This window comes from Nocardia sp. FDAARGOS_372, from assembly GCF_002554515.1.
Classification (GTDB): Bacteria; Actinomycetota; Actinomycetes; order Mycobacteriales; family Mycobacteriaceae; genus Nocardia; species Nocardia farcinica.
The window spans coordinates 4,251,700-4,277,743 of the sequence record NZ_PDDW01000001.1; the positions used below are offsets into that span (position 1 = coordinate 4,251,700).

The 26,044-nt window shown below is 71.4% G+C and carries 28 protein-coding genes; 15 read left to right on the top strand and 13 right to left on the bottom strand.

Features of this window, described 5'->3' with window-relative positions; genetic code table 11:
• Positions 1–198: 198 nt before the first annotated feature.
• The 4 genes from CRM89_RS20045 to uraD are packed head-to-tail and all read right to left on the bottom strand — an operon-like array spanning position 199 to position 3,298.
• The gene (locus CRM89_RS20045) at positions 199–1,566 is read right to left on the bottom strand and encodes an 8-oxoguanine deaminase (RefSeq protein ID WP_098085569.1); all 1,368 of its coding nucleotides are present in this window, start codon (positions 1,564–1,566) and stop codon (positions 199–201) included.
• Complete coding sequence (gene pucL / locus CRM89_RS20050) at positions 1,554–2,447, bottom strand: factor-independent urate hydroxylase (RefSeq protein ID WP_098085571.1); 894 nt, start codon at positions 2,445–2,447, stop codon at positions 1,554–1,556. Before pucL ends, CRM89_RS20045 begins: the two co-directional genes overlap by 13 nt.
• Positions 2,448–2,453: 6 nt before the next feature.
• On the bottom strand, positions 2,454–2,783 hold the full coding sequence (uraH, locus tag CRM89_RS20055; protein WP_011211777.1) for a hydroxyisourate hydrolase: 330 nt from the start codon (positions 2,781–2,783) through the stop codon (positions 2,454–2,456).
• Positions 2,780–3,298 (bottom strand): 2-oxo-4-hydroxy-4-carboxy-5-ureidoimidazoline decarboxylase, encoded by a 519-nt coding sequence (uraD, locus tag CRM89_RS20060; RefSeq protein ID WP_098085574.1) that lies wholly within the window; start codon positions 3,296–3,298, stop codon positions 2,780–2,782. The genes uraH and uraD overlap by 4 nt, the downstream gene beginning before the upstream one ends.
• Positions 3,299–3,430: 132 nt before the next feature.
• On the opposite strand from uraD, the gene CRM89_RS20065 reads away from it, so the two are divergent.
• The 3 genes from CRM89_RS20065 (at position 3,431) to CRM89_RS20075 (ending at position 6,075) form a co-directional block, all read left to right on the top strand.
• Positions 3,431–3,997 (top strand): nucleotidyltransferase family protein, encoded by a 567-nt coding sequence (locus tag CRM89_RS20065; RefSeq protein WP_011211779.1) that lies wholly within the window; start codon positions 3,431–3,433, stop codon positions 3,995–3,997.
• Positions 3,998–4,014: 17 nt separating this feature from the next.
• Positions 4,015–5,055, top strand: a complete 1,041-nt coding sequence (locus tag CRM89_RS20070; RefSeq protein WP_060594156.1) for an XdhC family protein — start codon at positions 4,015–4,017, stop codon at positions 5,053–5,055.
• 87 nt (positions 5,056–5,142) lie between these two features.
• A complete protein-coding gene (locus tag CRM89_RS20075) occupies positions 5,143–6,075 on the top strand; it encodes a 1-phosphofructokinase (protein ID WP_041560458.1) in 933 nt (310 codons plus the stop codon).
• Here the strand turns inward: CRM89_RS20075 and CRM89_RS20080 are convergent.
• The 5 genes from CRM89_RS20080 to CRM89_RS20100 all read right to left on the bottom strand — a co-directional run bounded on the left by CRM89_RS20080 (position 6,072) and on the right by CRM89_RS20100 (position 9,840).
• Positions 6,072–6,350 (bottom strand): DUF3349 domain-containing protein, encoded by a 279-nt coding sequence (locus CRM89_RS20080; RefSeq protein WP_011211782.1) that lies wholly within the window; start codon positions 6,348–6,350, stop codon positions 6,072–6,074. The genes CRM89_RS20075 and CRM89_RS20080 overlap by 4 nt on opposite strands.
• A gap of 14 nt (positions 6,351–6,364) precedes the next feature.
• On the bottom strand, positions 6,365–6,700 hold the full coding sequence (locus CRM89_RS20085) for a DUF3349 domain-containing protein (protein WP_011211783.1): 336 nt from the start codon (positions 6,698–6,700) through the stop codon (positions 6,365–6,367).
• Between the two features lie 10 nt (positions 6,701–6,710).
• A complete protein-coding gene (locus CRM89_RS20090) occupies positions 6,711–6,992 on the bottom strand; it encodes a hypothetical protein (protein WP_011211784.1) in 282 nt (93 codons plus the stop codon).
• Between the two features lie 12 nt (positions 6,993–7,004).
• Complete coding sequence (locus tag CRM89_RS20095) at positions 7,005–8,174, bottom strand: inorganic phosphate transporter (protein WP_011211785.1); 1,170 nt, start codon at positions 8,172–8,174, stop codon at positions 7,005–7,007.
• Positions 8,175–8,268: 94 nt separating this feature from the next.
• Positions 8,269–9,840 (bottom strand): ATP-dependent DNA ligase, encoded by a 1,572-nt coding sequence (locus CRM89_RS20100; RefSeq protein WP_098085577.1) that lies wholly within the window; start codon positions 9,838–9,840, stop codon positions 8,269–8,271.
• A gap of 138 nt (positions 9,841–9,978) precedes the next feature.
• Between CRM89_RS20100 and ramB the strand changes: the two genes are divergently transcribed.
• From ramB to CRM89_RS20135, 7 genes are all read left to right on the top strand, one after another.
• The gene (gene ramB, locus CRM89_RS20105) at positions 9,979–11,385 is read left to right on the top strand and encodes an acetate metabolism transcriptional regulator RamB (protein WP_011211787.1); all 1,407 of its coding nucleotides are present in this window, start codon (positions 9,979–9,981) and stop codon (positions 11,383–11,385) included.
• Between the two features lie 171 nt (positions 11,386–11,556).
• Positions 11,557–12,831 carry an urea ABC transporter substrate-binding protein gene (gene urtA / locus CRM89_RS20110; RefSeq protein WP_011211788.1) on the top strand — a complete coding sequence of 425 codons (1,275 nt, stop codon included), beginning with the start codon at positions 11,557–11,559 and terminating at the stop codon, positions 12,829–12,831.
• Between the two features lie 3 nt (positions 12,832–12,834).
• Positions 12,835–13,719, top strand: a complete 885-nt coding sequence (gene urtB, locus CRM89_RS20115; protein ID WP_011211789.1) for an urea ABC transporter permease subunit UrtB — start codon at positions 12,835–12,837, stop codon at positions 13,717–13,719.
• Positions 13,716–14,858, top strand: a complete 1,143-nt coding sequence (gene urtC / locus CRM89_RS20120) for an urea ABC transporter permease subunit UrtC (protein WP_060594153.1) — start codon at positions 13,716–13,718, stop codon at positions 14,856–14,858. The genes urtB and urtC overlap by 4 nt, the downstream gene beginning before the upstream one ends.
• Positions 14,855–15,733 (top strand): urea ABC transporter ATP-binding protein UrtD, encoded by an 879-nt coding sequence (gene urtD / locus CRM89_RS20125; RefSeq protein ID WP_098085580.1) that lies wholly within the window; start codon positions 14,855–14,857, stop codon positions 15,731–15,733. The genes urtC and urtD overlap by 4 nt, the downstream gene beginning before the upstream one ends.
• Positions 15,717–16,409: an urea ABC transporter ATP-binding subunit UrtE gene (urtE, locus tag CRM89_RS20130; protein WP_098085583.1), complete on the top strand. Its 693-nt coding sequence runs from the start codon at positions 15,717–15,719 to the stop codon at positions 16,407–16,409. Before urtD ends, urtE begins: the two co-directional genes overlap by 17 nt.
• Positions 16,410–16,415: 6 nt before the next feature.
• Complete coding sequence (locus tag CRM89_RS20135; RefSeq protein ID WP_060594151.1) at positions 16,416–17,114, top strand: GntR family transcriptional regulator; 699 nt, start codon at positions 16,416–16,418, stop codon at positions 17,112–17,114.
• Positions 17,115–17,144: 30 nt separating this feature from the next.
• On the opposite strand, the gene CRM89_RS20140 is transcribed toward CRM89_RS20135, so the two are convergent.
• Positions 17,145–18,647, bottom strand: a complete 1,503-nt coding sequence (locus CRM89_RS20140; protein WP_098085585.1) for a hypothetical protein — start codon at positions 18,645–18,647, stop codon at positions 17,145–17,147.
• A 193-nt stretch (positions 18,648–18,840) separates the two neighbouring features.
• Here CRM89_RS20140 and CRM89_RS20145 point away from each other — a divergent pair, with 193 nt between their 5' ends.
• The 3 genes from CRM89_RS20145 (at position 18,841) to CRM89_RS20155 (ending at position 20,372) form a co-directional block, all read left to right on the top strand.
• Entirely contained in the window at positions 18,841–19,386 is a 546-nt protein-coding gene (locus CRM89_RS20145; RefSeq protein WP_098085588.1) for a carboxymuconolactone decarboxylase family protein, read from the top strand.
• Positions 19,387–19,486: 100 nt separating this feature from the next.
• Positions 19,487–19,861, top strand: coding sequence for a VOC family protein (locus tag CRM89_RS20150; protein WP_086842266.1), 375 nt, complete (start codon positions 19,487–19,489; stop codon positions 19,859–19,861).
• Positions 19,862–19,940: 79 nt separating this feature from the next.
• Entirely contained in the window at positions 19,941–20,372 is a 432-nt protein-coding gene (locus CRM89_RS20155; protein ID WP_098085591.1) for a PPOX class F420-dependent oxidoreductase, read from the top strand.
• Here the strand turns inward: CRM89_RS20155 and CRM89_RS20160 are convergent.
• Both CRM89_RS20160 and lpdA read right to left on the bottom strand, forming a co-directional pair.
• Positions 20,362–21,066 carry a polysaccharide deacetylase family protein gene (locus CRM89_RS20160; protein ID WP_098085593.1) on the bottom strand — a complete coding sequence of 235 codons (705 nt, stop codon included), beginning with the start codon at positions 21,064–21,066 and terminating at the stop codon, positions 20,362–20,364. The two genes, CRM89_RS20155 and CRM89_RS20160, sit on opposite strands and share 11 nt — an antisense overlap.
• A 141-nt stretch (positions 21,067–21,207) precedes the next feature.
• Entirely contained in the window at positions 21,208–22,611 is a 1,404-nt protein-coding gene (lpdA, locus tag CRM89_RS20165) for a dihydrolipoyl dehydrogenase (RefSeq protein WP_060594145.1), read from the bottom strand.
• Positions 22,612–22,790: 179 nt separating this feature from the next.
• Here lpdA and CRM89_RS20170 point away from each other — a divergent pair, with 179 nt between their 5' ends.
• Together CRM89_RS20170 and CRM89_RS20175 are read left to right on the top strand one after the other, a co-directional pair.
• On the top strand, positions 22,791–23,831 hold the full coding sequence (locus CRM89_RS20170; protein ID WP_086842236.1) for an AraC family transcriptional regulator: 1,041 nt from the start codon (positions 22,791–22,793) through the stop codon (positions 23,829–23,831).
• A gap of 155 nt (positions 23,832–23,986) precedes the next feature.
• Positions 23,987–25,033 (top strand): NADP-dependent oxidoreductase, encoded by a 1,047-nt coding sequence (locus CRM89_RS20175; protein ID WP_098085596.1) that lies wholly within the window; start codon positions 23,987–23,989, stop codon positions 25,031–25,033.
• Here the strand turns inward: CRM89_RS20175 and CRM89_RS20180 are convergent.
• A complete protein-coding gene (locus CRM89_RS20180) occupies positions 25,030–26,007 on the bottom strand; it encodes a dipeptidase (RefSeq protein WP_098085599.1) in 978 nt (325 codons plus the stop codon). The two genes, CRM89_RS20175 and CRM89_RS20180, sit on opposite strands and share 4 nt — an antisense overlap.
• Positions 26,008–26,044 lie beyond the last annotated feature (37 nt).

The following is a 26,044-nucleotide window of genomic DNA, read 5'->3' on the forward strand; positions in this document are numbered from 1 at the left end:
GGAGGGCTCACGGTAGGGGTGTGCGATTGCCGCGGCGTTGCGCCGCGGCCACGTCCGCGTTTCGCGGGCGTAACCCCTACCAGCCGCTTCCGCAGTATGCCCCGCGGGCGACCGGTCCACGCCCGACACGACCGAACCGAAATCCGCAGGTGATCGCGGCCGAGCACGCGCGAACACCCGCGCGGAGCAATCCGACGGCTACCGGGCCGCGCGCAGCAGCGCCGCCTGCGCCGCCGCGACCTCGCGCCCCACCACCGCCTCGTCGACCGTGCGCACCCGCCCGTCCCGCACGATCACCCGGCCATCGACGACCATCGCCGCCAGCGGCGGCGGCGCGCCCAGGATCAGTGCCGTGACCGGGTCCTCGATTCCGGCGTGCGCGGCGGTGTCGAGCCGCCACAGCGCCAGATCCGCCAGCTTGCCCGGCTCGATCGACCCGATCTCCGCCGCCCGCCCGAGCACCCGCGCGCCGCCCATCGTCGCCAGCTCCAGCGCCCGGCGCACGCTCATCGCGCGCGGCCCGTGCGCGGCGCGGGCGAACAGCAGGGCGTGACGTGGCTCCTCGAGCATCACGGCGGCCTCGTTGCTGGCGGCGCCGTCCACCCCGAGCCCCACCGCGACCCCGGCCGCCACCAGCTCGGGCACCCGCGCGATGCCCGCACCCAGCCGTCCGTTGGAGGTCGGGCAGTGCGCCACGCCGGTTCGCGTGCGAGCCAGTGTGGCGACCGCCGTGTCGTCGAGGTGCACCGCGTGCGCGAGCCAGACGTCGGGCCCGGTCCAGCCCAGTTGTTCCAGGTACTGCACGGGCGTGCAGCCGAAGCGCGTGCGGCAGTAGTCGAGTTCGTCGCGGGTCTCGGCCACGTGGGTGTGCAGGCGGACCCCGGCGGATCTGGCCAGCGCCGCCGACTCGCGCAGCAGGTCCGGCGTCACCGAGAACGGGGAACAGGGCGCGAGCGCGATCCGCACCATGGCGTCGAAGCCGGGATCGTGCCAGCGATCGATCGCCGCGGCGCCGGCGGTGAGAATGTGGTCGAGCCGTTCGACCACCGAGTCGGGCGGCAGACCCCCGTCGCTCGCGCCGAGATCCATCGATCCGCGGCACGCGTGGAATCGCACGCCGACCGCGGCGGCCGCGGCGATCTCGGCGCCGAGCAGGTCACCGCCGGTGCGGGGGAACAGATAGTGGTGGTCGGCGGTGGTGGTGCAGCCGGTGCGGGCCAGCGCCGCGAGCGCGCCGGTGGCCGCGACCCGCACGGTGTCCTCGTCGATGCCCGCCCAGATCGGGTAGAGCGTGCGCAGCCACTCGAACAGGGTGGCATCGGCGGCGATCCCGCGGGTGATCCACTGGTACAGGTGATGATGGGTGTTGACCAGGCCCGGGGTGAGCAGGCAGCCCCGCCCGTCGATACGGGGGACGTCCAGGGCGGGCGCCGGGCCCGCCGCGACCGCGCCGATCCGGTTGCCGTGCACCACGACGTGGCCCTCGCGGTACTCCGTACCCGCGGCGTCGACGGTGACGACCGCGCAGCGGTCCAGCACCAGCGTCGGCGCGTTCACAGCTCCCATGCCTGCCCGGCGTCCGGCGCGTCGGCGCGGCGCAGCGCGGCCTCGATGAGCCCGTAGGGCCGGTCGGCGGCGTAGTACACCTCGCCGTGGTTGGCGATCCCGAACGGCGACAGGTCGTAGTCGAAGTGGTGTCTGTTGGGCGCGACCAGCCGGATCTCGGCCAGCACCGGGAAGTCGGCCAGCACCGCCGAGCCCATCTCGAACAGCGTCTGTTGCAACGCCTTGGAATGGTGGGTGGCGAACACTTCGATCAATCGGGCGCGCACGCCCGTATACATGGCCGCCCAGTCCACGGCCGCGGTGTCGGCGAAGCGCCACCGCGCGGTCAGGGCGGTGGCCAGCATCCGGTCGTCGGTCGGCGCGAGCACGGTGAATTCGTCGCGCAGGAAGCCCGCGAACTCCGATCCGGTCGATTTGAGCAGCACCAGATCCCGCACGCCGCCGACCACCCAGGACCCGGTGCCCGTGACCGTCACCGCCGCCGTGCGCACCTCCGGGCCCCGCCGCACCCAGGTGTGGTCGTGCTCGCCCGGCCCGACCCGCGCGCGCTCCCAGGCGAATTCGTCGATCTCCACCCTGGCCGCGTGGACCGGGGCGATGTCGCGGACGAAATGCCCGGCCAAGGCGAGCCCGTAGTCCTCGATGTGGTGCAGGCCCTGGGTCTTGGCGTAGGCGTAGGCGGTCTGCTTCTGGCTGTCGGTGGGCAGCACCGCCGACTGGTCGCCGGTGACGTAGGCGTCGGCGAAATCACCGCGCAGCCGGGTGGAGACGGTGACGTCGCGGATCTCGTGCCGCGGCCCGTCCCGGTGGATGCGCACGATGCGGTTCTCGGACTTGCCGTAGCGGTTGTCCGACAGCACGATCGGTCCGGTCAGCGGCACGGGCGCTCAACTCCCTCGGTAGGTGGAAAAAGCGAAGGGCGACAGCAGCAACGGCACGTGGTGGTGACGTTCCTCGGTCACCGCGAAGGTGATCGCGACCTCCGGGTAGAAGGTCGGTGTGCCCTGCGCGGCGAAATACGCGCCGGTGTCGAACACCAGGCGGTAGGTCCCCGGCGACACCTCGGCGAGCCCGCCGATGCGCCCGTCGGCGTCGGTCGCGCCCGAGGCGACCGGTTCGGCTCCGGCGTACAGCGTGACGGCGACCCCGGCGGCAGGGACGCCGCGCACGGCGTCCAGCACGTGGGTACTGAGTGTGCTCGTACCGGGTGTGCTCATACCGGGTCCTCTCCCGTGACGGCAGGCAGGCGGGCCAGCCGGAACCGATTGATCTTCGCCAATTCCTCTCGGACGACGCGTTTTTCGACTTCCGGGTCGTTGCGCAGGCGGGCCTCGAGGATCGCGAGCAGCTCGTCGGCCGACCGGCCCGCGGCGCTCACCAGGTAGATCCGGCCGAAGCGGCGCTCGTAGGCCCGGTTCCCGGCGGCCAGTGCCGCGCGCGTCGCGGCGTCGGCGCCCGCCACGCCCGCCTGCTCGCGCGACGAGGCCGCGCCGCCCGGCTGTTCGCCGATGCGGGGATGCCCGGCCAGGGCCCGGTCGATCTCGCGCTCGGACAGGTCGGCGAGCACCCGCTCGGCCGCGGCGTACAGCCGCTCGGCGGTGCCGTAGGGGCGACCGGCGACCACCCGGCGCGCCCATTCCGGCGACGCGCAGACCTCGAGCAGCGCCGCGGTGGCCGCGGCCGCCGGCAGCGCGTCGAAGGCGGCGATACCCGCCGGTGCGGGGTGCGTCATCGGTCCAGCATCGGTGACGCGACCGCCCGGCGCCAGCGCAGGGACGGATGGGCGCGCCGGCGTGTCGGGCCTACGCCGTTCCGCCGCCCGCGTGTAACCCACAAGCAACGATCCGTGATTACGGTGACCGGCATGGCAGTATCCCGCGTCGGCATCGTGCTCGCCGCGGGCGCGGGAACCCGCTACGGCCGTCCCAAGGCGCTCGCCGAGGGCGGCGCCTGGCTGCGTTCGGCCATCGCCGCCCTGCACGGCGGCGGCTGCGAGCGGGTGGTCGTCGTGCTCGGCGCCACCGGCCCGCACCCGCACGCGCTGGACCTGCCTCCGGAGGCGACCCCGGTCTGGGCGCCCGACTGGGCCCGCGGGCTGTCGGCCTCACTGCGGGCGGGGTTGCGCGCCGCGGCGGGCGGTGACTACGCGGTGATCATGCCGGTGGACACCCCCGATGTCGGCGCCGCCGTCGTCGCCCGGGTTGTCGAGGCCGCGCTCCACGCACCGAGCGGGCTGGCCAGAGCCGTTTTCGCGGGCACGCCGGGGCATCCGGTTGTGATGGAGCACAAGCACTGGGCCGGGGCGCTCGCGATGGCCACAGCAGATCGAGGTGCCGGGACCTATACCGCGTCCAGGAGCGATATGGTGTGCGTCACGTGCGACGATCTGGCGACTGGAGTCGATCACGATTTCCCGGCCACCGCACACTGAGTGGAGTTGAGAACTGCATGCGCGACATCGTCGACGACCTCTTGCGGGTGTGGTATTCGGGCCGCACGGGTGGTCTGGCCACCGTGGTGCGGGCGGCGGGCGGTGAGCGGCTGCCGGTCGGCACGGCCATGCTGGTCGACGCCGACGGCGCCGTCTTCGGCGCGGGGCTGGGCGGCACGCTCGACAACAGCATCCGCGAGGCCGCCGCGAGCGCGGCGCGCACCGGCCACCGAGCCATGCACCGGCTGTCCGTGCCGCCCGGCGAGCCCGGGTTGGAGGCGGGCGGCAGCATCGACGTCTTCGCCGAACCCTTCTCCCAGCACGACTTTCCCGAATTCCCCACCGTCGCCGCCGAGATCGCCGCCAACCGGCGGGTCACCGTGTTCACCGTGGTCTGGAACCCCGACACCGACCTGATCGGCCAGCACCTCATCACCGACAAGCGGCACAACACCGAATTGGTCGCCCTGCCCGAATCCGACATCTTCGTCGCCTCGTTCGCACCCGCGCCGCGCCTGATCATCTTCGGCGCCAACTCCTATGCGGCGGCGCTGGCCACCCAGGCCAGGATGCTCGGCTACCGCGTCACCGTCTGCGATTCCCGCGAGGAGTTCGCCAGGCCGGAGGCCTACCCGGGCGCGGAGGTGGTGGTCGACTGGCCGCACCGCTACCTCAACACCCTCGCCGCGGCCGACGAGATCGACGCGAGCACCGCGATCGTGGTACTGCTGCCCGATCCCAAGTTCGAGATCCCGCTGCTCACCGTGGCCCTGCGGCTGCCCGAACTGGGCTACCTCGGTGCGGCGGGCTCGTATTCGGCGCACCTGCGACGGCTCGAGGACCTGCGCGCGGGCGGGTTCGACGAGACGACGCTCGCGCGGCTGCATTCCCCCGCCGGTCTGGACGTCGGCGCCCGCACCGCCGCCGAGACGGCCGTCGCGATCGCGGCCGAACTGCTGGCGGTCCGGTCCGGGCGCGCGGGGACGCCGGGCCGCGAGGACACCGGAATGATCCGCCCGGTCGGCGCTTTCGAGGGGAAAGCCACTGTGGGACTGTAGTTCTCCCGACCAGTAGCCGATCCGCACCCCGGCGGGCTATGACGGGCGACAGTTGCGCGGGGTGCCCAGACGTGGACAGTGGTTACCGTGATCCTCACTGTGACAATGAATCCCGCGTACGACACGACCTACCGGGTCGAGCGGTTCGAGCGCGGGCGGGCCCACCGGGTGCGTTCGGTCGAGCAGCGTATCGGCGGCAAGGGCATCAACGTGACGCGGGTGCTCAACCAGCTCGGCCGTTACGCGCGCGCGACGGGATTCGCCGATCACGCCTTCGCGGCCGCGGCCGAACTGGAGCTGCCGGTCGATTTCGTGCACGCGCTGCCCTGGGTCCGGCGCACGGTGGTGATCAGCGAATCCGACGACGGCACCGCGACCGCGCTGGCCGAGCCCGGTGCGCGGGTGTCGAACCCGCACGCCTGCGAGCAGCTGGCGGTCCGGGTGGCGGGCCTGCTGCCCGATCTCGGCGGGCTGGTGATCTCCGGGTCGCTGCCCGGGGGGATCGACGCCGGACTGCCCGCGCAGATCGCCGACAGCGCCGTCGCCGCGGGGGTGCCCACGATCTGCGATGTGGAGGACGAGGCGCTGCGGCTGGTCGCGAAGGTGCCCGGCGTGGTTCTCATGCCCAATGCCGCCGAGCTGACCTTTCTCACCGGCGACGAGCCGCAGACCGCGCGGGAGGTGGTGCGCGCGGCCCGGCCGCTGGTGGACGCGGGCGTGCGGGCGGTGGTCGCCACCCGGGGTGCGCGCGGCATGGTGGCGGTCACCCCGGAGGGCGCCTGGTGGGGCGGGCTACCGCAGCCGCTGGCGGGCAACCCCACGGGGGCGGGTGATTCCGCGGCGGCCGCGGTGATCGCGGCGCTGGCCGGCGGCGGCGAACCGGACTGGCCCGCGATCCTCACCGACGCGGTCGCGACGGCCGCCGCGGCGGTGGTCATCCCGGTGGCGGGCGAGATCGACCGCGGGCTGCGCACCGAACTCGCGCCCACCGTGCGCATCGAAGAACTCGACCCGCGCTAGGGCCGCTCCGATTCCGGCCACTCCCGGCCCGCCAGCCGCTCCTGCACGCGGGCGACATCCTGTTCCGAGGGCATCTCGTTGGTGACCTTGGTGATGAGCACCTGGATGTCGGTGCGGTCGCCGGAACCGTAGACCGCGGACGCGATCTCGGCCACCTCGTCGTCGGAGAGTCGGCGCCGCAGCACCGCGAGCAGCGGGATGTAGTCCGATTCCGGCACGCCCTCCGGGTAGCCGGCCCGCAACCAGTCGATGATGGCCTGGAGGAACGGGGGCACGACGCACCGCTTCCTCAGTCCGGGTCGTCGGCCGGGGGCTGGGCCAGCGGCCACCCACCCGCCGCCAGGTGCGCGGCCACCCGGGCCACGTCGTGCGGGTCGGGCTGCTCCTTGGCGAAGCGGGCGATGGCCGCCACGATGTCGTCGTGGGTGATGGTCGACTCCGGGTTGTCGCGCACCAGTTCCTCGGCGACCGTGACCACCTCGTAGTCGGTGAGGTGCCGGTGCAGCACCGCGAACAGCGCGACGTAGTCCGACTGCGGCACGCCCTGCGGATAGCCCGCCCGCAGCCAGCCGAGAATACGGCCGAGAACCTTCGGCCTGGTGGTGTCGGATGCCGACTCGGTCACGGTGCGCCCCTCACTCTCCGAACAGGTGGATGCCGAACCGCGCGGCCAGGAAGGCCTTGGCGGTGTAAAGGATTCCGGTGACGATCGCCGCGACGATCAGCGCGAAGCAGAGGTACGCGCCCGCGGCGGCGACGTGGTTGCGCCGGGTGATCCCGCCCTCGGCATCGACGGTAGCCGCCGCCGACCACCAACGCACGCCGAGCGCGAAGACGATCGGCAGGCCCGCGCCGAGCACCAGCGCGGCGACGACGACCTGCCACAGCGCGGACAGGTTCGTGGCGAGGGTGTGCACTGCGGACTCCTTCTACAGCGAGGGGGATCGGGGGGTCGGGTGCGCGCCGGTGCCCGGCCACTCGTTGACGTTGGTGGTGTCGACCTTGTCGCGCCGCGAGCGCACCCACATCAGCGTGCACAGCACCACCAGCACGGCGAACACCACGAGCACGCCCGCGAACCCGCCGATCAGGTGGGCGACGGCCCAGCAGATCGCGCCCGCCAGGCCGGCCATCGGCAGCGTCAGCAGCCAGGCCACCGCCATGCGGCCCATCACCGCCCAGCGCACCTCGGCGCCCTTGCCGATGCCGCTGCCCAGGATCGAGCCGGTGGCGGTCTGCGTCGTCGAGAGCGGCAGCCCGAAATGCGCGGAGGTCAGGATGATCGCGGCCGAGGAGGACTCCGCGGCCAGGCCCTGCGGCGAGTCGATCTCCACCAGGCCCTTGCCCAGGGTGCGGATGATCCGCCAGCCGCCCAGGTAGGTGCCGGCGGCGATGGCGAACGCGCAGGCGGCCATCACCCACAGCGGCATCTCGTCGTCCTTGGTGAGCGTGCCGTGCGCGACCAGCGCCAGGAAGATCACGCCCATCGTCTTCTGCGCGTCGTTGGTGCCGTGCGCCAGCGAGACCAGCGACGCCGAGCCCACCTGCCCCCAGCGGAAGCCCGAGCGCACCTTGGCCTGATCCGAGGACGCGGTGACCCGGTACACGCCCCAGGTGCCGATGGTCGAGACCAGCGCGGCCACCACCGGCGCCAGCACCGCGGGCAGCACGATCTTGGTCAGCACGCCCTCGGAGCCCGACGCCCAGATCACCCCGCCCCAGCCGAGCGCGGCGACGGTGGCGCCGATGAGACCGCCGAACAGCGCGTGCGACGAGCTCGACGGCAGGCCGAGCAACCAGGTGAAGACGTTCCAGAGAATCGCGCCGACCAACCCGGCGAAGACGATCACGAGCAGGTCCTGCCCGCCCACCGCGTCGAGCTGGACGATGCCCTTGGCGACGGTCGCGGCCACCGCGACCGAGAGGAAGGCGCCGATGAGGTTCAGCGCCGCCGAGAGGGCCACCGCGATGCGTGGCCGCAGCGCCCCGGTGGCGATGGAGGTGGCCATTGCGTTGGCGGTGTCGTGGAAGCCGTTGGTGAAATCGAATGTGAGTGCCGTCGCGATGACGATCAGCAGCACCAGTAATTCGGCGGTCACGTCTCCAGTGTGCGGTAACCGTCTGTTCGCCTGCCAGGCGGTCGCCGCGTGTCGGGCGTTCACCCCGATGCGCTAAAGTGCGCGCCTCACCGGATCAGGGCAGCAGGCCGCGCACGGTATCGATGGTGTCGGCCTGGTCGGGCGTCTTGTCGGGCCGATAGCGCACCATCCGCGCGAACCGCAGCGCGACGCCGCCGGGGTACCGCGGGCTCACCTGCACACCGTCCAGCGCGATCTCCACCACCAGCTCCGGCCACAGGTACACGGTGTGTTCGTCGCGGGCCCGCTCGTGGCGCGGGAACTCCGCGGTCTGCCAGGCCAGCAGGGCGTCGGTGAGGCCCTTGAAGGTCTTGCCCACCATCACCGGCTCGCCGGTGCGCGGATCGCGCGCGCCCAAGTGCAGGTTGGACAGGTACCCGGTGCGCCGCCCGTACCCCCACTCCGCACCGAGCACGAGCAGGTCGAGGGTGTGCGTCGGCTTGATCTTCTGCCAGGACCGCCCGCGTCTGCCCGCCGCGTACGGCGCGCTCAGCGACTTGACCATCAGCCCCTCGTGTCCGGCCGCCAGCGCGCCGTCGAAGTACTCGGCGGCGGCCTCGGCCTCGGGCCGGATGAGCGCCGGGATGGCGTGTTCGCCCGCGACCGCCAGCAGCGCGGCCCGGCGCTCGGACAACGGGGCGTCGAGCAGGTCGCGGCCGTCCAGGTGCAGGCAGTCGAAGAAGTACGGGTGCAGCAGCAGTTCGCGCGTCGAGGACACCGGCGGCACCACCGGCGTGCCCGGCGGCAGGTCGACCTCGGCCGCGCGGGCGGGGTCGGCGGTGGCGAAGCGGCTCATCGTCTCCTGGAACGGGCGCGGGCGGCCCGCATCGGTCAGCGCGAGCGTCTCCCCGTCGAGCACCACGCTGGTGCAGTCGAGCCGGGCCACCAGCTCCACCAGTTCCGGGACACCCGCGGTGATGTCGCGCAGCGTGCGGGTGAACACCGCGATCCGATCGCCGTCGCGATGGACCTGGATGCGCGCGCCGTCGAGCTTGTGCTCGACGCTGACCTCCCCGCCGAACTCCGTCATCGCCTCCTCGAGCGAGGCGCCCGGCGCGGCGAGCATCGGCTGGATCGGCCTGCCCACCTCGAGCCGGAACTCCGCCAGCGCCGCCGCGCCACCGCGCAGGGCGGCCTCCGCCGTCACGGGCAGCTGCCCGGAGAGCATGTAGGCCCGGCGCACCTGCTCGACCGGCACGTCCGCGGCTACGGCGACCGCCTCGGCGACCAACGCGGTGAGCGCGCCCTGCCGCAGTTCCCCGGTGAGCAGCCGCAGCAGGAACTCCTGTTCGGGTCCGGTCGCCGCCGACCACAGCCGGGTCAGCAGTTCCTTGCGACGATTCCCCGAGCCGGCGCCCGACACGGCGGCCAGTTCGTCGAAGATCGCGTCGACCGTCGCCACCTCCAGCGCGGCGTCCAGCGCCGGTGGCACGCGCACCCCGGTGAGCGTGCGCCAGCCGGTGCCGATGCGGCCCTGCCGCAGCTCACCGGACAGCCACGCGACCACCGGGGCCAGCTCCGCGGACTCCGCCGCGCGCAGCAGCTCCGCCAGCGCCGCGACCTTCGTCTTCCTCGACCTGGTGGCCCGCACCGCCTCCGAGGTCCGCACCACGTCAGCGAACAGCACGAATCAGACCGTAACCGCCGGTACCGACATCCGCACGGATCCACGCCAGGACCGCGCGGCCGCGGGCGCTCCCCGCGCTCTCGCACATCCTGTTAATTTCACATTGGCACTGCTGTGAAGACCGCCTAAGCTGGTCGCATGGCCAAGACTTATGTGGGCGCGCGGCTGCGACAGCTGCGCACCGAGCGCGGGCTGAGCCAGGTCGCGCTGGCCCAGCAGCTCGAGATCTCGGCCAGCTACCTGAACCAGATCGAACACGACGTCCGCCCGCTCACGGTGCCGGTGCTGCTCAAGATCAGCGAAGTGTTCGGCGTGGACGCCACCTTCTTCTCCTCCCAGGACGACACCCGGCTCATCGCCGAGTTGCAGGAGGTGGTGATGGACCAGGAACTCGGCATCGAGGCCGACACCCAGGAGATCGCCGAGATGGTGTCCGCGCACCCGAGCCTGGCCCGCGCGATGGTGGCCATGCACAACCGGTATCGCAACACCAGCGCCCAGCTGGCCGCGGCCACCGAGGACCGCTTCGCCGACGGCGCGGGCAGCGCCACCATCAGCAAGCCGCACGAGGAAGTGCGCGACTACTTCTACCAGCGGCAGAACTACATCCACGAACTCGACACCGCCGCCGAGGAACTCACCGCTCGGATCCGCTTCCACGGCGGGGACGTGAGCACCGAGATCACCCGGCTGCTGCGCGAGCACGACGTGCGCATCATCGAGCGGATCGATCTCGGCGAGGGCGTGCTGCACCGCTACGACCCCGAGACCCGCAGGCTCGAGATCGCCCCGCACCTGTCCGGCGGGCAGCGCACCTTCAAGCTGGCCGCCGAGCTGGCCTACTTCGAATGCGGCGACCTGCTGGAGAAGCTGGTCGACGAGGGCAATTTCGCCTCCGAGGACACCCGCAAGCTGGCCATGCTCGGCCTGGCGAACTACTTCGCCGCCGCCACCGTGCTGCCCTACACGCACTTCCACGAGATCGCCGAGGACTTCCGCTACGACATCGAGCGGCTGTCGGCGTTCTTCAGCCAGAGCTACGAGACCATCTGCCACCGGCTGTCCACCCTGCAGCGGCCCTCGCTGCGCGGGGTGCCGTTCTCGTTCGTGCGGGTGGACCGGGCGGGCAACATGTCCAAGCGGCAGTCCGCCACCGGGTTCCACTTCTCCTCCAGCGGCGGCACCTGCCCGCTGTGGAACGTCTACGAGACCTTCGCCTATCCGGGCAAGATCATGACCCAGATCGCGCAGATGCCCGACGGTCGCAAGTACCTGTGGGTGGCGCGCACCGTCGAGCGGCGCGCCACCCGCTACGGCCAGCCCAGCAAGACCTTCGCGATCGGCCTGGGATGCGAACTGCGCCATGCGAGCCGGGTCGTCTACGCCGACGGCATCGACCTGGACCAGGTCAAGGCCACCCCCATCGGCGCGGGCTGCCGGGTGTGCGAGCGCGCCAACTGCCCGCAGCGCGCCTTCCCGCCGCTGGGCAAGAAACTCGACATCAGCGAACACCGCAGCTCGGTCTCGCCCTACGTCCTGAAATGAGCGCGACGTCCTGAGATGAGCGCCGCTCCGGGCGTTCCGGGGAAACGTTCACATCACTGAAACATCGGCAATCCACTTGTCACCGAGGGATATTCCGGCGCAACAACTTCTGTCTAACGTTCGCGGCACGAATACAGCCGCTGTATACGCGTGTCAGAAGGGTTCCGCCACATGTCAGATCCACGTTCCGCCCGTCGGCATCGTTCTCGCCGGGTGACCAAGGCGCTGGTCGTCCCGACCGCGCTCGCCCTCACCGGCCTGTTGCTGACCGCCTGTGGCGCCAAGGACGACGCGTCCAGCGACGCGGCCGCCGCCTCCTGCGTCGACACCTCCGGCCCGACCGTGAAAATCGGGTCGCTGCACTCCCTCTCGGGCACGATGGCGATCTCCGAGGTCACCGTCGCCAACTCCACCAAGCTGGCGGTGGACCAGATCAACGCGGCGGGCGGGGTGCTGGGCAAGCAGATCGAGCTGGTGCTCGAGGACGGCGCCTCCGATCCGAAGACCTTCGCGGAGAAGGCCGAGAAGCTCATCAGCTCCGACTGCGTGGCCGCGGTGTTCGGCGGCTGGACCTCGTCGAGCCGCAAGGCGATGAAACCGAAGTTCGAGAGCCTCAACTCGCTGCTGTACTACCCCGTGCAGTACGAGGGGCTGGAGGACAGCAAGAACATCTTCTACACCGGCGCCACCACCAACCAGCAGATCGTGCCCGCGCTGGACTATCTGAAGCAGAAGGGCGTGAAATCGCTCTACCTGGTCGGCTCGGACTACGTGTTCCCGCAGACGGCCAATCGTGAGATCAAGGCCTACGCCGCCGCCAACGGCATCGAGATCAAGGGCGAGGACTACACCCCGCTGGGCTCGACCGACTTCTCCACCATCGTCAACAAGGTCCGCACCGCCGACGCCGACGCCGTGTTCAACACCCTCAACGGCGATTCCAACGTCGCGTTCTTCCGCGAGTACAGCAACGCGGGCCTGAAAGCCGCGGACATGCCGGTGGTTTCGGTGTCCATCGCCGAGGAGGAGGTCGCGGGCATCGGCGCCCAGCACATCGCCGGGCAGCTGACCGCCTGGAACTACTACCAGACCGTGGACACCCCGCAGAACAAGGCGTTCGTCGACGCCTACAAGGCCGCCTTCGGCGCGGACAAGCCCACCTCCGACCCGATGGAGGCCGCCTACACCTCGGTCTACCTGTGGAAGAACACCGTCGAGAAGGCGAACTCCTTCGCTGTCGCCGACATCCAGGCCGCCGCGGACGGAGTGAGCTTCGACGCGCCGGAGGGCCGGGTCACCATCGACGGCTCCAACCACCACATCACCAAGACCGCCCGCATCGGGGAGATCCGTCCCGACGGCCTGATCTACACGGTGTGGGAGTCCGCGGGCCCGATCCAGCCCGACCCGTACCTGAAGTCCTACGACTGGGCGAAGGGTCTGTAGCTCGTGGATGTTCTCGTCGGACAACTCTTCACCGGGTTGAGCCTCGGCTCGATTCTGCTGCTCGCCGCGCTCGGCCTGTCGCTGACCTTCGGCCAGATGGGCGTGATCAACATGGCCCACGGCGAATTCATCATGGCCGGCTGCTACACGACCTACGTCGTGCAGAAGGTGATCTCCGACGCCGGGGTGTCGCTGATCGTCGCCCTGGTGATCGGGTTCCTGGTCGGCGGCGCGCTGGGCGCGGTGCTGGAGATGGGGTTGATCCGCTGGATGTACGACCGGCCGCTGGACACGCTGCTGGTGACATTCGGTGTGGGCCTGGTGTTGCAGCAGCTGGCCCGCGACGTCTTCGGTGCCCCGGCCAAGAACGTGCTGGCACCGGAATGGCTCGGCGGCGGCGTCACGATCCTGGGCGCCGTCGTCCCCAAGACCCGCATCTTCATCCTGGTGCTCGCGGTGGTCGCGGTCGCCGCGCTGGCCGCGGTGCTCAAGGCGACGCCGCTGGGCAGGCGGATCCGGGCCGTGGTGCAGAACCGCGGCCTGGCCGAGACCAGCGGTATCTCCAGCCGCTTCACCGACATCAGCACCTTCTTCATCGGCTCCGGCCTGGCCGGGGTCGCCGGGGTGGCGCTGACGTTGATCGGGTCGACCAGCCCCACGATCGGGCAGAGCTATCTCATCGACGCCTTCCTGGTGGTGGTGATCGGCGGCCTCGGCCAGATCAAGGGCACCGTGATCGCGGCGTTCGCGCTGGGCCTGCTCAATTCCTACATCGAGTACGAGACCACCGCCTCGATCGCCAAGGTGATCGTCTTCGTGATCATCGTGATCGTGCTGCAGGTCCGCCCGCAGGGTCTGTTCACCGTTCGGACAAGGAGTTTGGCATGACGACGCTGATCGGGTCGTGGCGGGAGCGCTCCTCGCTCACCGCGCTCGCCGGGTTCGCCGTCGCCGCGATCCTGTTGTTCGCGGTGGCACCCGCGGTGCTCAGCGATTTCCGGCTGAACCTGCTGGCGAAGTTCCTGTGCTTCGCCATCGTGGCGGCCGGCATCGGGCTGGCCTGGGGGCGTGGCGGCATGCTGACCCTCGGCCAGGGCGTGTTCTTCGGCATCGGCGCCTACATCATGGCGATGCACCTGCAGATGGCCGACGCCGCCCGGCTGGGCAACGACGTGCCGGAGTTCATGGAGATCGCGGGTATCCGCGAGCTGCCGACCTTCTGGCAGCCCTTCGCCTCCGCGCCGGTGGCGATCCTGGCGATCCTGGTGCTGCCCGCCCTGGTGGCGGCGGTGCTCGGCTACGGCGTGTTCAAGCGCCGGGTCAAGGGCGCGTACTTCGCGATCCTCAGCCAGGCGCTGGCCGCCGCGCTGGCGATCCTGCTCACCGGGCAGCAGGCGCTGGGCGGCTTCACCGGCCTGTCCGACTTCCGGGCGTTCTTCGGGTTCAAACTGTCGGACCCGGCCAACCGGCGGATGCTGTTCTTCCTTGCCGCGGGCGCGCTGCTGGTGGTGGTGGCCATCGTGCGCCAGCTCATGCACAGCCGCTACGGCGAACTCCTGGTCGCCGTGCGCGATCAGGAGGAACGGGTGCGCTTCCTCGGCTACGACCCGGCCGACATCAAGATCGTGGCCTACGTGGTCGCGGCGTTCTTCGCCGGGATCGCCGGTGCGCTGTTCACCCCGATCGTCGGCATCATCTCCCCCGCCGACATCGGTGTGGTGCCCTCGATCGCCTTCCTGATCGGGGTGGCGATCGGCGGACGGACCACACTGCTCGGCCCGGTGCTCGGGGCGATCGGCGTGGCGTGGGCGCAGACCACGCTGTCGGAGCAGTTCCCGTCCGGGTGGACCTACCTGCAAGGCGTGCTGTTCATCGTGGTGGTCGGGTTCATCCCGGCCGGGCTGGCCGGGGTGTGGCCGATGCTGAAGGCGCGGTTCGGTTCCCGCACCGCCGCGCCGCCATCCCCACCGCCGGTCCCGGCCGCCGCACCGGCGGTCGACGAGGCAGAGAAGGTGGAATCGCGATGAACGCAGCGTCGAACGAAGCGACAGCGGCAGTGGCGACCGAACCACGCTTCGGCGGGAACGCGGGCATGGCCAGCGAATACCTCGAAATCCGCAAACTCTCGGTGAGTTTCGACGGGTTCAAGGCGGTCACCGACGTCGATCTCACGGTGCTGCAGGGTGACCTGCGGTTCCTGATCGGACCCAACGGCGCGGGCAAGACCACGCTGATCGATGCGATCACCGGCCTGGTGCCCGCCACCGGATCGGCGCAGAAATCCGGCGCCGAGCTACTGGGCAAGAAGGTGCATCAGATCGCGCGGCTCGGCGTCGGGCGCACCTTCCAGACCGCCAGCGTCTTCGAACAGCTGACCGTGTTGCAGAACCTCGACATCGCCGCGGGCGCGGGCCGCTCCGCGTTGACCTTGCTGCGCAGGCGCAAGTCGGTGTTGCCGAGCATCGAGGAGGCGCTGGAGACCACCGGGCTGGCCGCGCTGCGCGACAAGCCCGCCGGGGTGCTCGCGCACGGGCAGAAGCAGTGGCTCGAGATCGGCATGCTGCTGGTGCAGAACGCCTCGGTCCTGCTGCTCGACGAACCGGTGGCGGGCATGAGCGCCGAGGAACGCGAGGAGACCGGGAACCTGCTGCGCCGCATCGGCGCCGAGCGCGTGGTGGTGGTCGTGGAGCACGACATGGAGTTCATGCGCTCCTTCGCCACCTCGGTGACGGTGCTGGCCGGCGGCACGGTGCTCAGCGAGGGCACCGTGGAGCAGGTGCAGGCCGACCCGAAGGTGCAGGAGGTCTACCTGGGCACCGCGGCCGCGATCGGCACCGAACTCGAGGACGCCGTCGCCGCGTCCGCGACCACCGAGGAGGCCGGCGATGCTGGAACTCGTTGACATCCGCTCCGGCTACGGACGCACGGAGGTGATCCACGGCGTCTCGCTCACGGTGCCCGACGATTCCGTGGTCGCGATCATGGGGCACAACGGCGCGGGCAAGACCACGCTGCTGCGCACCGCGGTCGGGTTGCTCGGCGCCAAGTCCGGGGAGATCCGCTTCGACGGCGAGACGATCACCAGGCTCGCGCCCTCCCGGCGGGTCGCGCGCGGCATCGCCTACGTCCCGCAGGGGCAACAGAGTTTTCCCCAGCTGACCACAGCCGAGAACCTGCAGGTGGTGGCCGACGGCCGCAAGCGCGGTAAAGAGCTCATCGAGGAAGCGCTGACCCTGTTCCCGGCCCTGCGAGAGCTGCTGTCCCGCAAGGCGGGGCTGCTCTCCGGCGGTCAGCGCCAGCAGCTGGCGATCGCGCGGGCGCTGATCACCGAACCGAAGCTGTTGATCCTGGACGAGCCGACCGAGGGCATCCAGCCGTCGGTGGTCGCCGAGATCGAGCGCACCATCATCGATCTCACCCGGCGCGGCGGGCTCAGCGTGCTGCTGGTCGAGCAGCACATCGGGTTCGCGTTGCAGGCAGCGCAGCGCTACTACGTGCTCGAATCCGGGCGGGTGAGCTCGACCGGCGCGGGTGGGGCGGGCGCGGAGACCGCCGTGCGCGCCGCGATGGCGATCTGAGCCGCCGTGGCGCGCCGGGGGCGGGTGCCGCTGGGTGAACAGGTCTACCACCGGCTGCGCCACGATCTGGCCACCGGCGCCGTGGTGCCCACCGAACGGCTCGGCGAGGAACGGCTCGCCGAGGCCTACGGCGTCTCCCGCACGCCGGTGCGGGAGGCGCTGACCCGCCTACAGGCCGACGGGCTGGTGGAACGGCACGCCGACGGCCTCTATCCGTATCGGCCCCGGCTCGAGGAACTCGACGACCTCTACGAACTCCGGGTGACGCTGGAGGCCAGGGGAATTCACCGCGTCCTCGAGCCCGGCGCGCGGCGCGCCCACGACCGCGCCGCGCTCGGCGCCCAGCTGCGCCACTGGGTCCGGTTGCGTGACGACCCACCCGTACCCGGCCCGGCCGTCGTCGCCGAGGACGAGCACTTCCACACGGCCTTGCTCGCCGCCTCGGGCAATGCCGCCCTGGCCGACGCGCTGGCCGCGGTGCACGGTCGACTGCGCCCCGTCCGTACCCTCGACCTGCCCACCGGCGCGCGCATCGCCACCATGACCGCCGAGCACATCACCATCGCCGAACAGCTTCTCGCCGGTGAGCCGCGACGGGCACTGGCACTGCTGGTCACCCACATCGAGAGCTCCCGCGCGCACGTGCTCGCCCGTGCCGAACACGCCCTCGAACTCGCCGAACTCGGTCGCGCCGTGCGCGATTGACCGCAGCCCGGCGCGGGCGAGCCGCCGGTGTCAGCAGCCGGACTGGAACGGGAAACACGCGCTCGGACGCGGCGGAGCGGTCGGCATGGCGCCGGTGGTGGAGGTGGTGGTGGTGACCGCCGGTGCCGCGGGCGGATCGTCGTCGTCACGGGCCACGGCCGTCACGACCATGCCGAACACGGCGAGGATCCCCACGAACGCCACGGCCAGCACCAACCAGCTCGCCAGGTGCGGGGAGCGGCGGCCCGGCGGGCGGGGGGCGGAGCGGGGCGGGGCGAACGCGGGGGCGTAGCCGCCGGGGCGCGGGCCGCCGGTCGCGGGCCGAGGTGGTGGGGTCGGGCCGGCCGACTCGATCGGCGACCGGCCCGGTGTGGCGGCGGCCCGGACGGGCGCCGCCGGCTGAGTTGGCGGACTCTGGCGAGGCGACTCGGTAGGCGTCCGAACCGGCATGGGGTCGGCGGCCCGGACGGGCACCACGGGCGACGGTGGTGAGGTCGGGCCGGGCGACCCGTCGGAAGGCGCCCGACCCGATGTGGGATCGGCGGCCCGGGAGGGCGCGGCAGGCTGAGGTGGTGAGGTCGGTCCGGCCGACTCGGAAGGCGCCCGAACGGGCGTAGGTTCGGCGGCCTGGACAGGCACCGCGGGCGGGGAGGTGTCCGGGTCGGCGGCGTCGGCAACGGGATTCGCACGCGGGACCGCGGGGTCCACGACCGGCGTCGTCGGGTGCGCCTCGGGAGGGGTTGGCGCGGGCTCTCCCGGGCCGGATCCTGCGGTGGGACGGTCGATTCCGCCGGCCGGGGCGAAGCCTTCGGCATTGGGCGCCGCGCTGATGCCGGGCTCGGTTCCGGGCGGGGTCGCCGAGGGCGGTGGCGGGCCGGGTTTGCGGCGGAATGCCGACAGTGGGTTGCGGCGGGTCCGGGGGCCCGGCGGGGGGCCGCCGAAACCGTCCGCGGTCAGGTCCTCGCGGCCCACACCGTCGCTCATGCCGAGCGCGTGCGCCGCGGCGAGCACCTGATCGGGGGTCCATTCCCGTTCCCCCGCATTGAATTTCTCGAGGTAGCCGCGCAGGTCGGCGGCGTCGGTCACGTTGGCGACCAGCACCTCGCGGCCGGGGCGCAGGCCGATGCGGGACGGGCGCACCACCACCCCGCGGAACGGCACGAGGGCCACCAGGCCGCAGACGTGACCGGGATCGAGCAGGGCCCGCTCCAGCGTGGTCCGCACGGCGTAGAGGGCGTGTTCGAGACGGTCCGCGGGCACGGTCTCGCCGTCGAGGTCGGCAGGGTCGCCGCTGATCGTCCAGGCGGCGTCGGCGCGGGCGCTGAGAATACCGCTCTGCCTGCGCCGGAAGCCGCGGATCTCGACCACCGCCACCCCGCGGGGCAGCACCAGCACCGCGCCCACCCGGCGGGTGCCGCGATCGACCCGCACGTCGACCAGGGCCAGGCAGGTGATCGGCAGCGAGCGCAGGCAGTCGACGAATTCGCCTTCGGCCGCGGACAATTGCGCGTCCGGCCTGATCTTCACCAGCATCCGTCGACCTCAGCCCCTCTTCGTCACCGTGGCACGAGGCGCCCCACCCCCGCACCGGTACTGATGATGCCGGTACGCGGCGGGGAAAACCACCGGAAGGTCGCGAACGGCCGTGCCGGACGACCGGAAGGTAGGCTCGGCGCACGGTCCGGCGACGGCGCCCGGGCCCGGTGGACGGCGGAAGGCGGCGGCGATGACTTCGACCTCACGAGCGCGCATCGAACCGGGTCGGTTGCGGGAACTCGGTCCGATCAACTGGGTTGTCTGGCAGGTTCTTTCCCGGGTCGCGGGCGTACCGGACGCGCATCTGTTCAGCACGCTCGGCCGCACCAGGGGCCTGTTCCGCGGCTGGCTGCACTTCTCCGGCAAGCTCATGCCGGGCGGGCGGCTGCCCCGCCACGAATCCGAACTCGTCATCATCCGGGTCGCGCACCTGCGCGGCTGTGAGTACGAGATGGACCACCACATCCGCCTGGGCAGGCGCGCGGGCGTCACCCCGGAGATCCTCGACCGGCTGCGGATCGGTCCCGCCGATCCGGCCTGGACACCGAAACACCGCGCCCTGCTCGACGCCGTCGACCAGCTCACCACCACCCGCGACATCGACGACGCGGCCTGGGCGGAGCTCGCCGAGTACTACGACGAGCGCGAACTCGTCGAGATCGTGCTGCTGGTGAACCAGTACGAGGGCCTGGCGGCCACCATCACCGCGCTGCGGATCCAACGCGACCGGTTCTGAAGACCGGGTTGTGATCGGGTTCACATGCTATGCCGGGAATTACCGTATGCTGTACAGCGTACTATGTACGGTATTGCTCGAACCGACCCTGGGAGCGCCCTTGCAGATCACCGCCAACGCCATCTCGCTCAACGTCGCCGACCCCGCCGCCTCGGCGAAGTTCGTCACCGAACACTTCGGCTTCACCGAACAGATGTCGGCCGACGGTTTCGTCTCGCTCACCCGGCCGGACGCGCCGAACCTGATCTTCCTGCGCACCGGCCTGTCCACCTTCAAACCGGCCGAGATCGCGGGCAGTGCGGGTCAGGGCCTGCTGGTCGTCTTCGTGGTGGAGAACATCGACGCCGAATACGACCGGCTGCGCGCGGCGGGCGTGCCGATCGTGACCCCGATCGAGACCGAGGAATGGGGCGAGCGCTACTTCCAGATGCGCGACCCGAACGGCATCATCTTCCAGCTGGTGCAGTGGGTCTGAGCCGCCACTCGTGCGGGGCAGGCGGGTCCGGCCCCGCACCCGCGGGAAGGTTGCCGCGCCCGGCGTGGTTGCAGTGCGCATGGACCTCGATCAGGCACTCGAATTCGCCCGCGGCACCCAGCGTTCCGTGCTGACCGCGATCCGGCGCGACGGCCGGCCGCAACTGTCCAACGTCCTGCACACGGTCGCCCCCGACGGTGCCGTCCTCATCTCGATCACCGCCGACCGCGCGAAATACCACAACCTGCGCCGCGAGCCCTGGGCCGCCCTGCACGTCACCAGCGCGGACTTCCGCTCCTACGTCGTCCTAGAAGCCGACGTCACCCTCACCCCCGTCGCCACCACCCCCGACGACCCCGCGATCGACGCCCTCGTCGACTACTACCGCCTCGCCGCGGGCGAACACCCCGACTGGACCGACTACCGCCGCGCCATGGTCGCCGACCGCCGCGTCCTCGCCCGCCTCACCCCGCGCCGCGCCTACGGCCTCCTGGAACGGGTCAGTGGGTGAGGAGGTCGGAGACGGTGACGAAACGGTAGCCCTGGGCGCGCAGGTCGCTGACGATACGGGGGATGGCGGCGAGGGATTCGGCGGCGTTGCCGTACATGACGTGCAGCAGGATGATCGAGCCGGGGCGGGTTTCGCGCACGGCTTGCTCGGCGATGGTGGCGGCGTCGGCGGTGGTGCCGGAGTCGGGTTCCACGTCCCACATGATCGTGGTGCGGTCGTGGTCGGCGAGGTAGCGCGGCAGGGACCAGAGTTTCTTGCCGTAGGGCGGGCGGAAGGTGACCGGGCCCTGGTAGCCGGTGGCGCGGATGGCGGTGTCGGTGCGTTCGACTTCCTCGCGCACGGTGGCGGGGGAAACGAAGAGCATGCGGCGGTGGCTGTAGGTGTGGTTGCCCAGCTCGTGGCCCGCGGCGGCGATGGCGCGGCCGAGCTCGGGGCGGGCGTCGAGATCGCGGCCGTTGAGGTAGAAGGTGGCGCGGACGTCGAGCTCGGCGAGAACGCGCAGGACTTCGGTGGCGCGCTCGCTCGGCCCGTCGTCGAGGGTGAGGGCGACCAGCTTCTCGGTGGTGTCCACGCGGTCGACCAACCGGCCGGCCACCTGATAGGTGCGCGAACCGACCAAACGGTATCCACCGATCAGCACCACGAGCACCAGCACGAGTCCGGCGGCGGTCCCGATGATCCATGAGCGACGCATCGCGCCAGTCAAACACACCGGCACCGGAACGGCAGCGCGCCAGCGCGATTCGATCCGGCACCGCGCGGCGAGCAACCCGCCTGCTACGACGACGGCGCCCGGGCCGTCGGGGCCACGGGCGCCGTCGAGCGGGTCCGGCGATCAGAAGTTGATCATGTGCCCGGCCAGGCCGTGGAAGGCCTCCTGCAGCGCCTCACTGAGGGTCGGGTGGGTGTGCACGTTGCGGGTGAGCTCGTTGACGGTGAGATCCCACTTCTGGGCCAGCGTCAGCTCCGGCAACAGCTCGGAGACATCCGGGCCGATGAGGTGGCCGCCGAGGAGCTCGCCGTAGCGGGCGTCGGAGATGAGCTTGACGAAACCGGTGGGATCGCCGAGGCCGTGCGCCTTGCCGTTGGCGGTGAACGGGAAGGTCGCGACCTTCACGTCGTAGCCCTCGGCTCGCGCCTGCTCCTCGGTGAGGCCGAAGCTGGCGACCTGCGGCTGGCAGAAGGTCGCGCGCGGCATCATCCGGTAGTCGCCCAGGGTGAGCGTCGGCGCGCCGGCGATGGTCTCGGCCGCGACCACGCCCTGCGCCTCGGCGACGTGGGCCAGCTGCAGCTTGGCGGTGACGTCACCGATGGCGTAGATGTGCGGGACGTTGGTGCGCATGTTGTCGTCGATGGCGATCGCGCCGCGGTCGGTGAGCGCGACACCGGTGTTCTCCAGGCCGTAGCCCTCGACCCGCGGCGCGAAGCCGACGGCCTGCAGCACCTTGTCCACGGTGACGGTCTCCACCGAACCGGACTTGTTGTCCTTGATGGCGACGGTCACCTTGGTACCGTCGTCGTCGATGGACTGCACGGCGGCACCGGTGGTGATGGTGATGCCGAGCTTCTTGTAGGCCTTGGTGATCTCCTTGGAGACGTCGGCGTCCTCGTTGGGCAGCGCGCGGTCGAGGAACTCCACGATGCGCACGTCCACGCCGTAGTTCTTCAGGACGTAGCCGAACTCCATGCCGATGGCGCCCGCGCCGACGATGAGGATCGAACCCGGCAGGTCACGGGTCATGATCTGCTCTTCGTAGGTAACCACGTTGGCGCTGCGGGAGGTGCCGGGCAGCAGCTTGGTGACGGTGCCCGTGGCGATGATGACGTTGTCGAAGGTGATCGACTCGGTGCCGCCCTTGCTCAGTTCCACCGAGAGGGTGTTGGCGTCGACGAACGTGCCCTTGCCGTCGAACTCGTCGATCTTGTTCTTCTTCATCAGGAAGTGGACGCCCTTGACGCGGCCGTCGGCGACCTTGCGACTGCGGTCGAACGCCGCACCGAAGTCGAAGCTGACGTCGCCGGAGATTCCGAACGTCTTGGCTTCCTTGTGGAAGATGTGCGCGAGCTCCGCATTGCGCAGCAGCGCCTTCGACGGGATGCAGCCCACGTTCAGGCACACACCACCCCAGTATTTCTGCTCGACAACCGCTGTTCGCAGGCCGAGTTGCGCGGACCGGATCGCGGCGACGTAACCGCCGGGACCAGCACCGAGAACGACGACATCGTAGTGGGAAGTCACGTCTGCGAGCCTAACGCTGCCGCGCTCGGTTCACCCACCGTGCCCCCGCCTCGGTGAGATCCAGGCCACAGCCGCGGCGGCGTCCGCGCCTGCCGCGCCGGGCCGCGCCGCCGCCTGCGGGCGGGACTACGCTGGTCACCGTGGTGAACGGCGGAACGAGCGGTCGGCAACCGGTCGCGATGTCCGCGCCGGCGCCGCTCGCGGGCGCTCCGCCACCGGCGCGTCCGATCGACGACACCGCCTCGACCCAGCTGGTCCGCCTGGTGCGTGATGTCGTTTCGCTATCACAGCCCGATCCGGTCGCGATCGCGCGGATTCCCGGCACGGACGACGCGGTGCTCGGCGGCGAACTGCACCGCATTCCGCTGACCTCGCTGGTGCGGCTGTGGGAGCTGCTGGCCCGCAACGGCCGCGGCGCGGGGCTCGCGGTCGCCGCGGCCGCGCCGCTCGGCACGCTGGCCACCTGGGACTACCTGGTGACCACCGGGCCCACGCTGGCCGCGGCGCTGCGCGCGGCCCAGCCCTATCACCGGTTGGTGACCGCGGCGGCCGAGGGCTTCGCGCTGCGCGAGGACGACGGCCTCACCGTCGAATTCCGCACCACCGCGGGCGATCCCGCCGTGGCCGCGGTGATCAACGAGTACGTGCTCGCCTACTACCTGCGCCGCGCGCGGGAGGCGACCGGGCGGGCGGTGACGCCGGCCCGGGTCACCTTCGCCGGTCCCGCACCGCGCGAGCATTCGGCGTTGGTGGACGCCTTCGGCACCCGCCGCATCGAGTTCGGCGCAGGCGCCGACAGCATCACCTTCGCCCCCGACGACGCCCACGCGCCGCTGACCCGGGCCGATCCGGCGCTGGCGCACCTGCTGCGCGACCACGCCGACCTCGTGCTCGCCACCGCGCGGCCGATCCCCGGCCCGCTGGACGCCTTCCGGGCCGCCCTCGACGCCGCCCTCGACGACGGCGAACCCGCACTGCCCGCGGTGGCGCGACGGCTGGCGACCAGCCCGCGGACCCTGCAACGGCGGCTGGCCGCACACGGCACGACCTGGCGGCAGGAACTGGATCTGGCCCGCCACGAACGGGCCCGCGTCCTGCTGGCCGGCGGGCGCACCACCGCCGCGGTCGCCGAGCGGCTCGGCTTCACCGACGACCGCGCGCTGCGCAAGGCGAGCAGACGCTGGCGCGGCGTCTCGCCGACCGGCCTGCACCACCGCTAGCCGGATCGCACCCCGCCGCTCGCGGCCGTCCCGCGCGTGGCGCGAAGGGACCGGTCCCTGTCGTCGGCGGACCTGGGCCGCCCGGGTACCCGCCCCTAGTGTCGACAGCAACGGATCGCAGGATCCGAAAATCGTTGGCACAGAAGGAGAATTCGATGACCGAGCCAGCACCGCGACAGGCCGCCGCGACCGGGCTGCCCCGGACGGGCCGGGAGTTCCAGCTGGCCGCCCGGCCGGACGGCGTGCCCACCGCCGCGAACTTCGCCCTGGTGACGCGACCGGTCCCGGAACCGGCGCCCGGCCAGGTCCTGGTGCGCAACACCTGGATGTCGGTGGACCCGTACATGCGGGGGCGGATGGACGATCGCCCCTCCTACATCGAGCCGTTCCGGATCGGCGCGCCGCTGGAGGGGTCGGCGGTGGGCGAGGTGATCGCCTCCCGCGCGCCCGCGGTGCCGGTGGGCACCACCGTCACCCACTTCGCGGGCTGGCGCGACTACGCCGTGCTCGACGCGGCCGCGGTGACCCCGGTGGACCCGGACCTGGCGCCGCCCTGGCAGTACCTGGGCGCGTTGGGCACCACCGGCCTCACCGCCTACGCCGCACTCACCGACGTGGCGCCGGTGCGGCCGGGGGACACGGTCTTCGTGTCCGCCGCGGCGGGCGCGGTCGGCAGCGTCGCCGGTCAGCTCGCGAAACTGCTCGGCGCGGGGCGGGTGATCGGTGCGGCAGGCGGCCCGGCCAAGAACGCGCTGCTGCGGGAGGAGTTCGGCTTCGACGCGGCGCTCGATCACCGGGCGGGCGATCTGGCCGGGCAGCTGGCCGCGGCCGCGCCCGAGGGCATCGATGTCTACCTCGACAGCGTCGGCGGCGAACACCTGCGGGTCGCGGTCGAGGCCATGCGCCCGCGCGGCCGGATCGCGCTCGTGGGGGCGATCAGCGGCTACAACGGTGCGGCGGCCGAACCCGGCCCCGACCTGTACAAGGCGGCCACCCGGGAGGTGTCGCTGCGGGGCATGCTGGTGAACAGCTACTTCGACCGTTTCGGCGAGTACATCGGCAAGGCGGCGGGCTGGCTGGCGCGCGGCGAACTGCGGACCAGGCAGACCGTCCACGAGGGACTCGAGCAGGCCCCCACGGCGTTGCTCGGGGTGCTGTCCGGCGCCAACGTCGGCAAGATGCTGGTCCGGCTGGCCGACTAGCGCTCCCGCCACACCTTCGCCGCGGCGCGGCAGAAGTTGCCGCCGAACACCGCCGCCAGATCGGCCGGGGTGAAACCGCGGGCGGCGAGCACCTGGTCCAGACCGGGCACGCTGTCGAGCCCGAGCAGTTCCTCGGGAGCGGTCCACTGCAGCGGGCCCCAGGCGGTGTAGGCGTCGGAGAAGGCGCCGGGGTTCTCGGTGAGTTCGGCGTTGAAATCGGCGGCGTCGAAGGAGTAGTCCGAGCCGATGCCGATGTGCTCGATACCGACCAGCTCGGCGCCGTACTGGATGTGATCGGCCATCGCCTCGACCCGCTCGGCGGCCTGCTCGGGCCGGTTGCGGCCGAGGAAGATGCCCACGCCGTTGATCCCGATCACCCCGCCGGTCGCCGCGCAGGCGCGGGCCTGGTCGTCGGTGATGTTGCGCGGATGTTCCCACAGCGCGGCGAAATTGGCGTGGCTGTAGATCATCGGGACGTCGGTGTGCTCGGCGAGGTCGAGGCCGGTGCGGCGCGAGCAGTGCGCGCCGTCGACGAACACCCCGACCTCGTTGAGCACCCGCACCAGGTCACGGCCGTAGGCGGTGAGGCCGGTGTCCTCGGTGTCCAGGCAGCCGCAGCCCGCGGCGTTGGCGTGGTTGTAGGCGGGCAGCAGCGAGCGGACACCGAGCTCGTGGAAGACGCGCACGGTGTCCAGGTCACCGCCGAGCGGACCGGCGTCCTCGAGGTCGAAAGCCAACGCGATGGCGCCGGGCGCGCCGACGTCGGCCAGGGTGTCGACCAGGCGGAAGCGGCCGTCGGCCACCGCGGCGGCCCGGAAGGCGTGCAGTAGCTCCAGGGTGTCTGTCGTGCGCTGACGCGAATAGCCGACGTTGACCGACAGATAGGAGCCGAGCGGATAACGAGCCAGCTCGGCGACCTCGGCATCGGGTGTCAGCGGCAGGCAGCAATGCTGCTCCCAGAGGAAGGGAGACATATCGGACTCCTGTTCGCTCGTGCGTGGTGGCGATCCT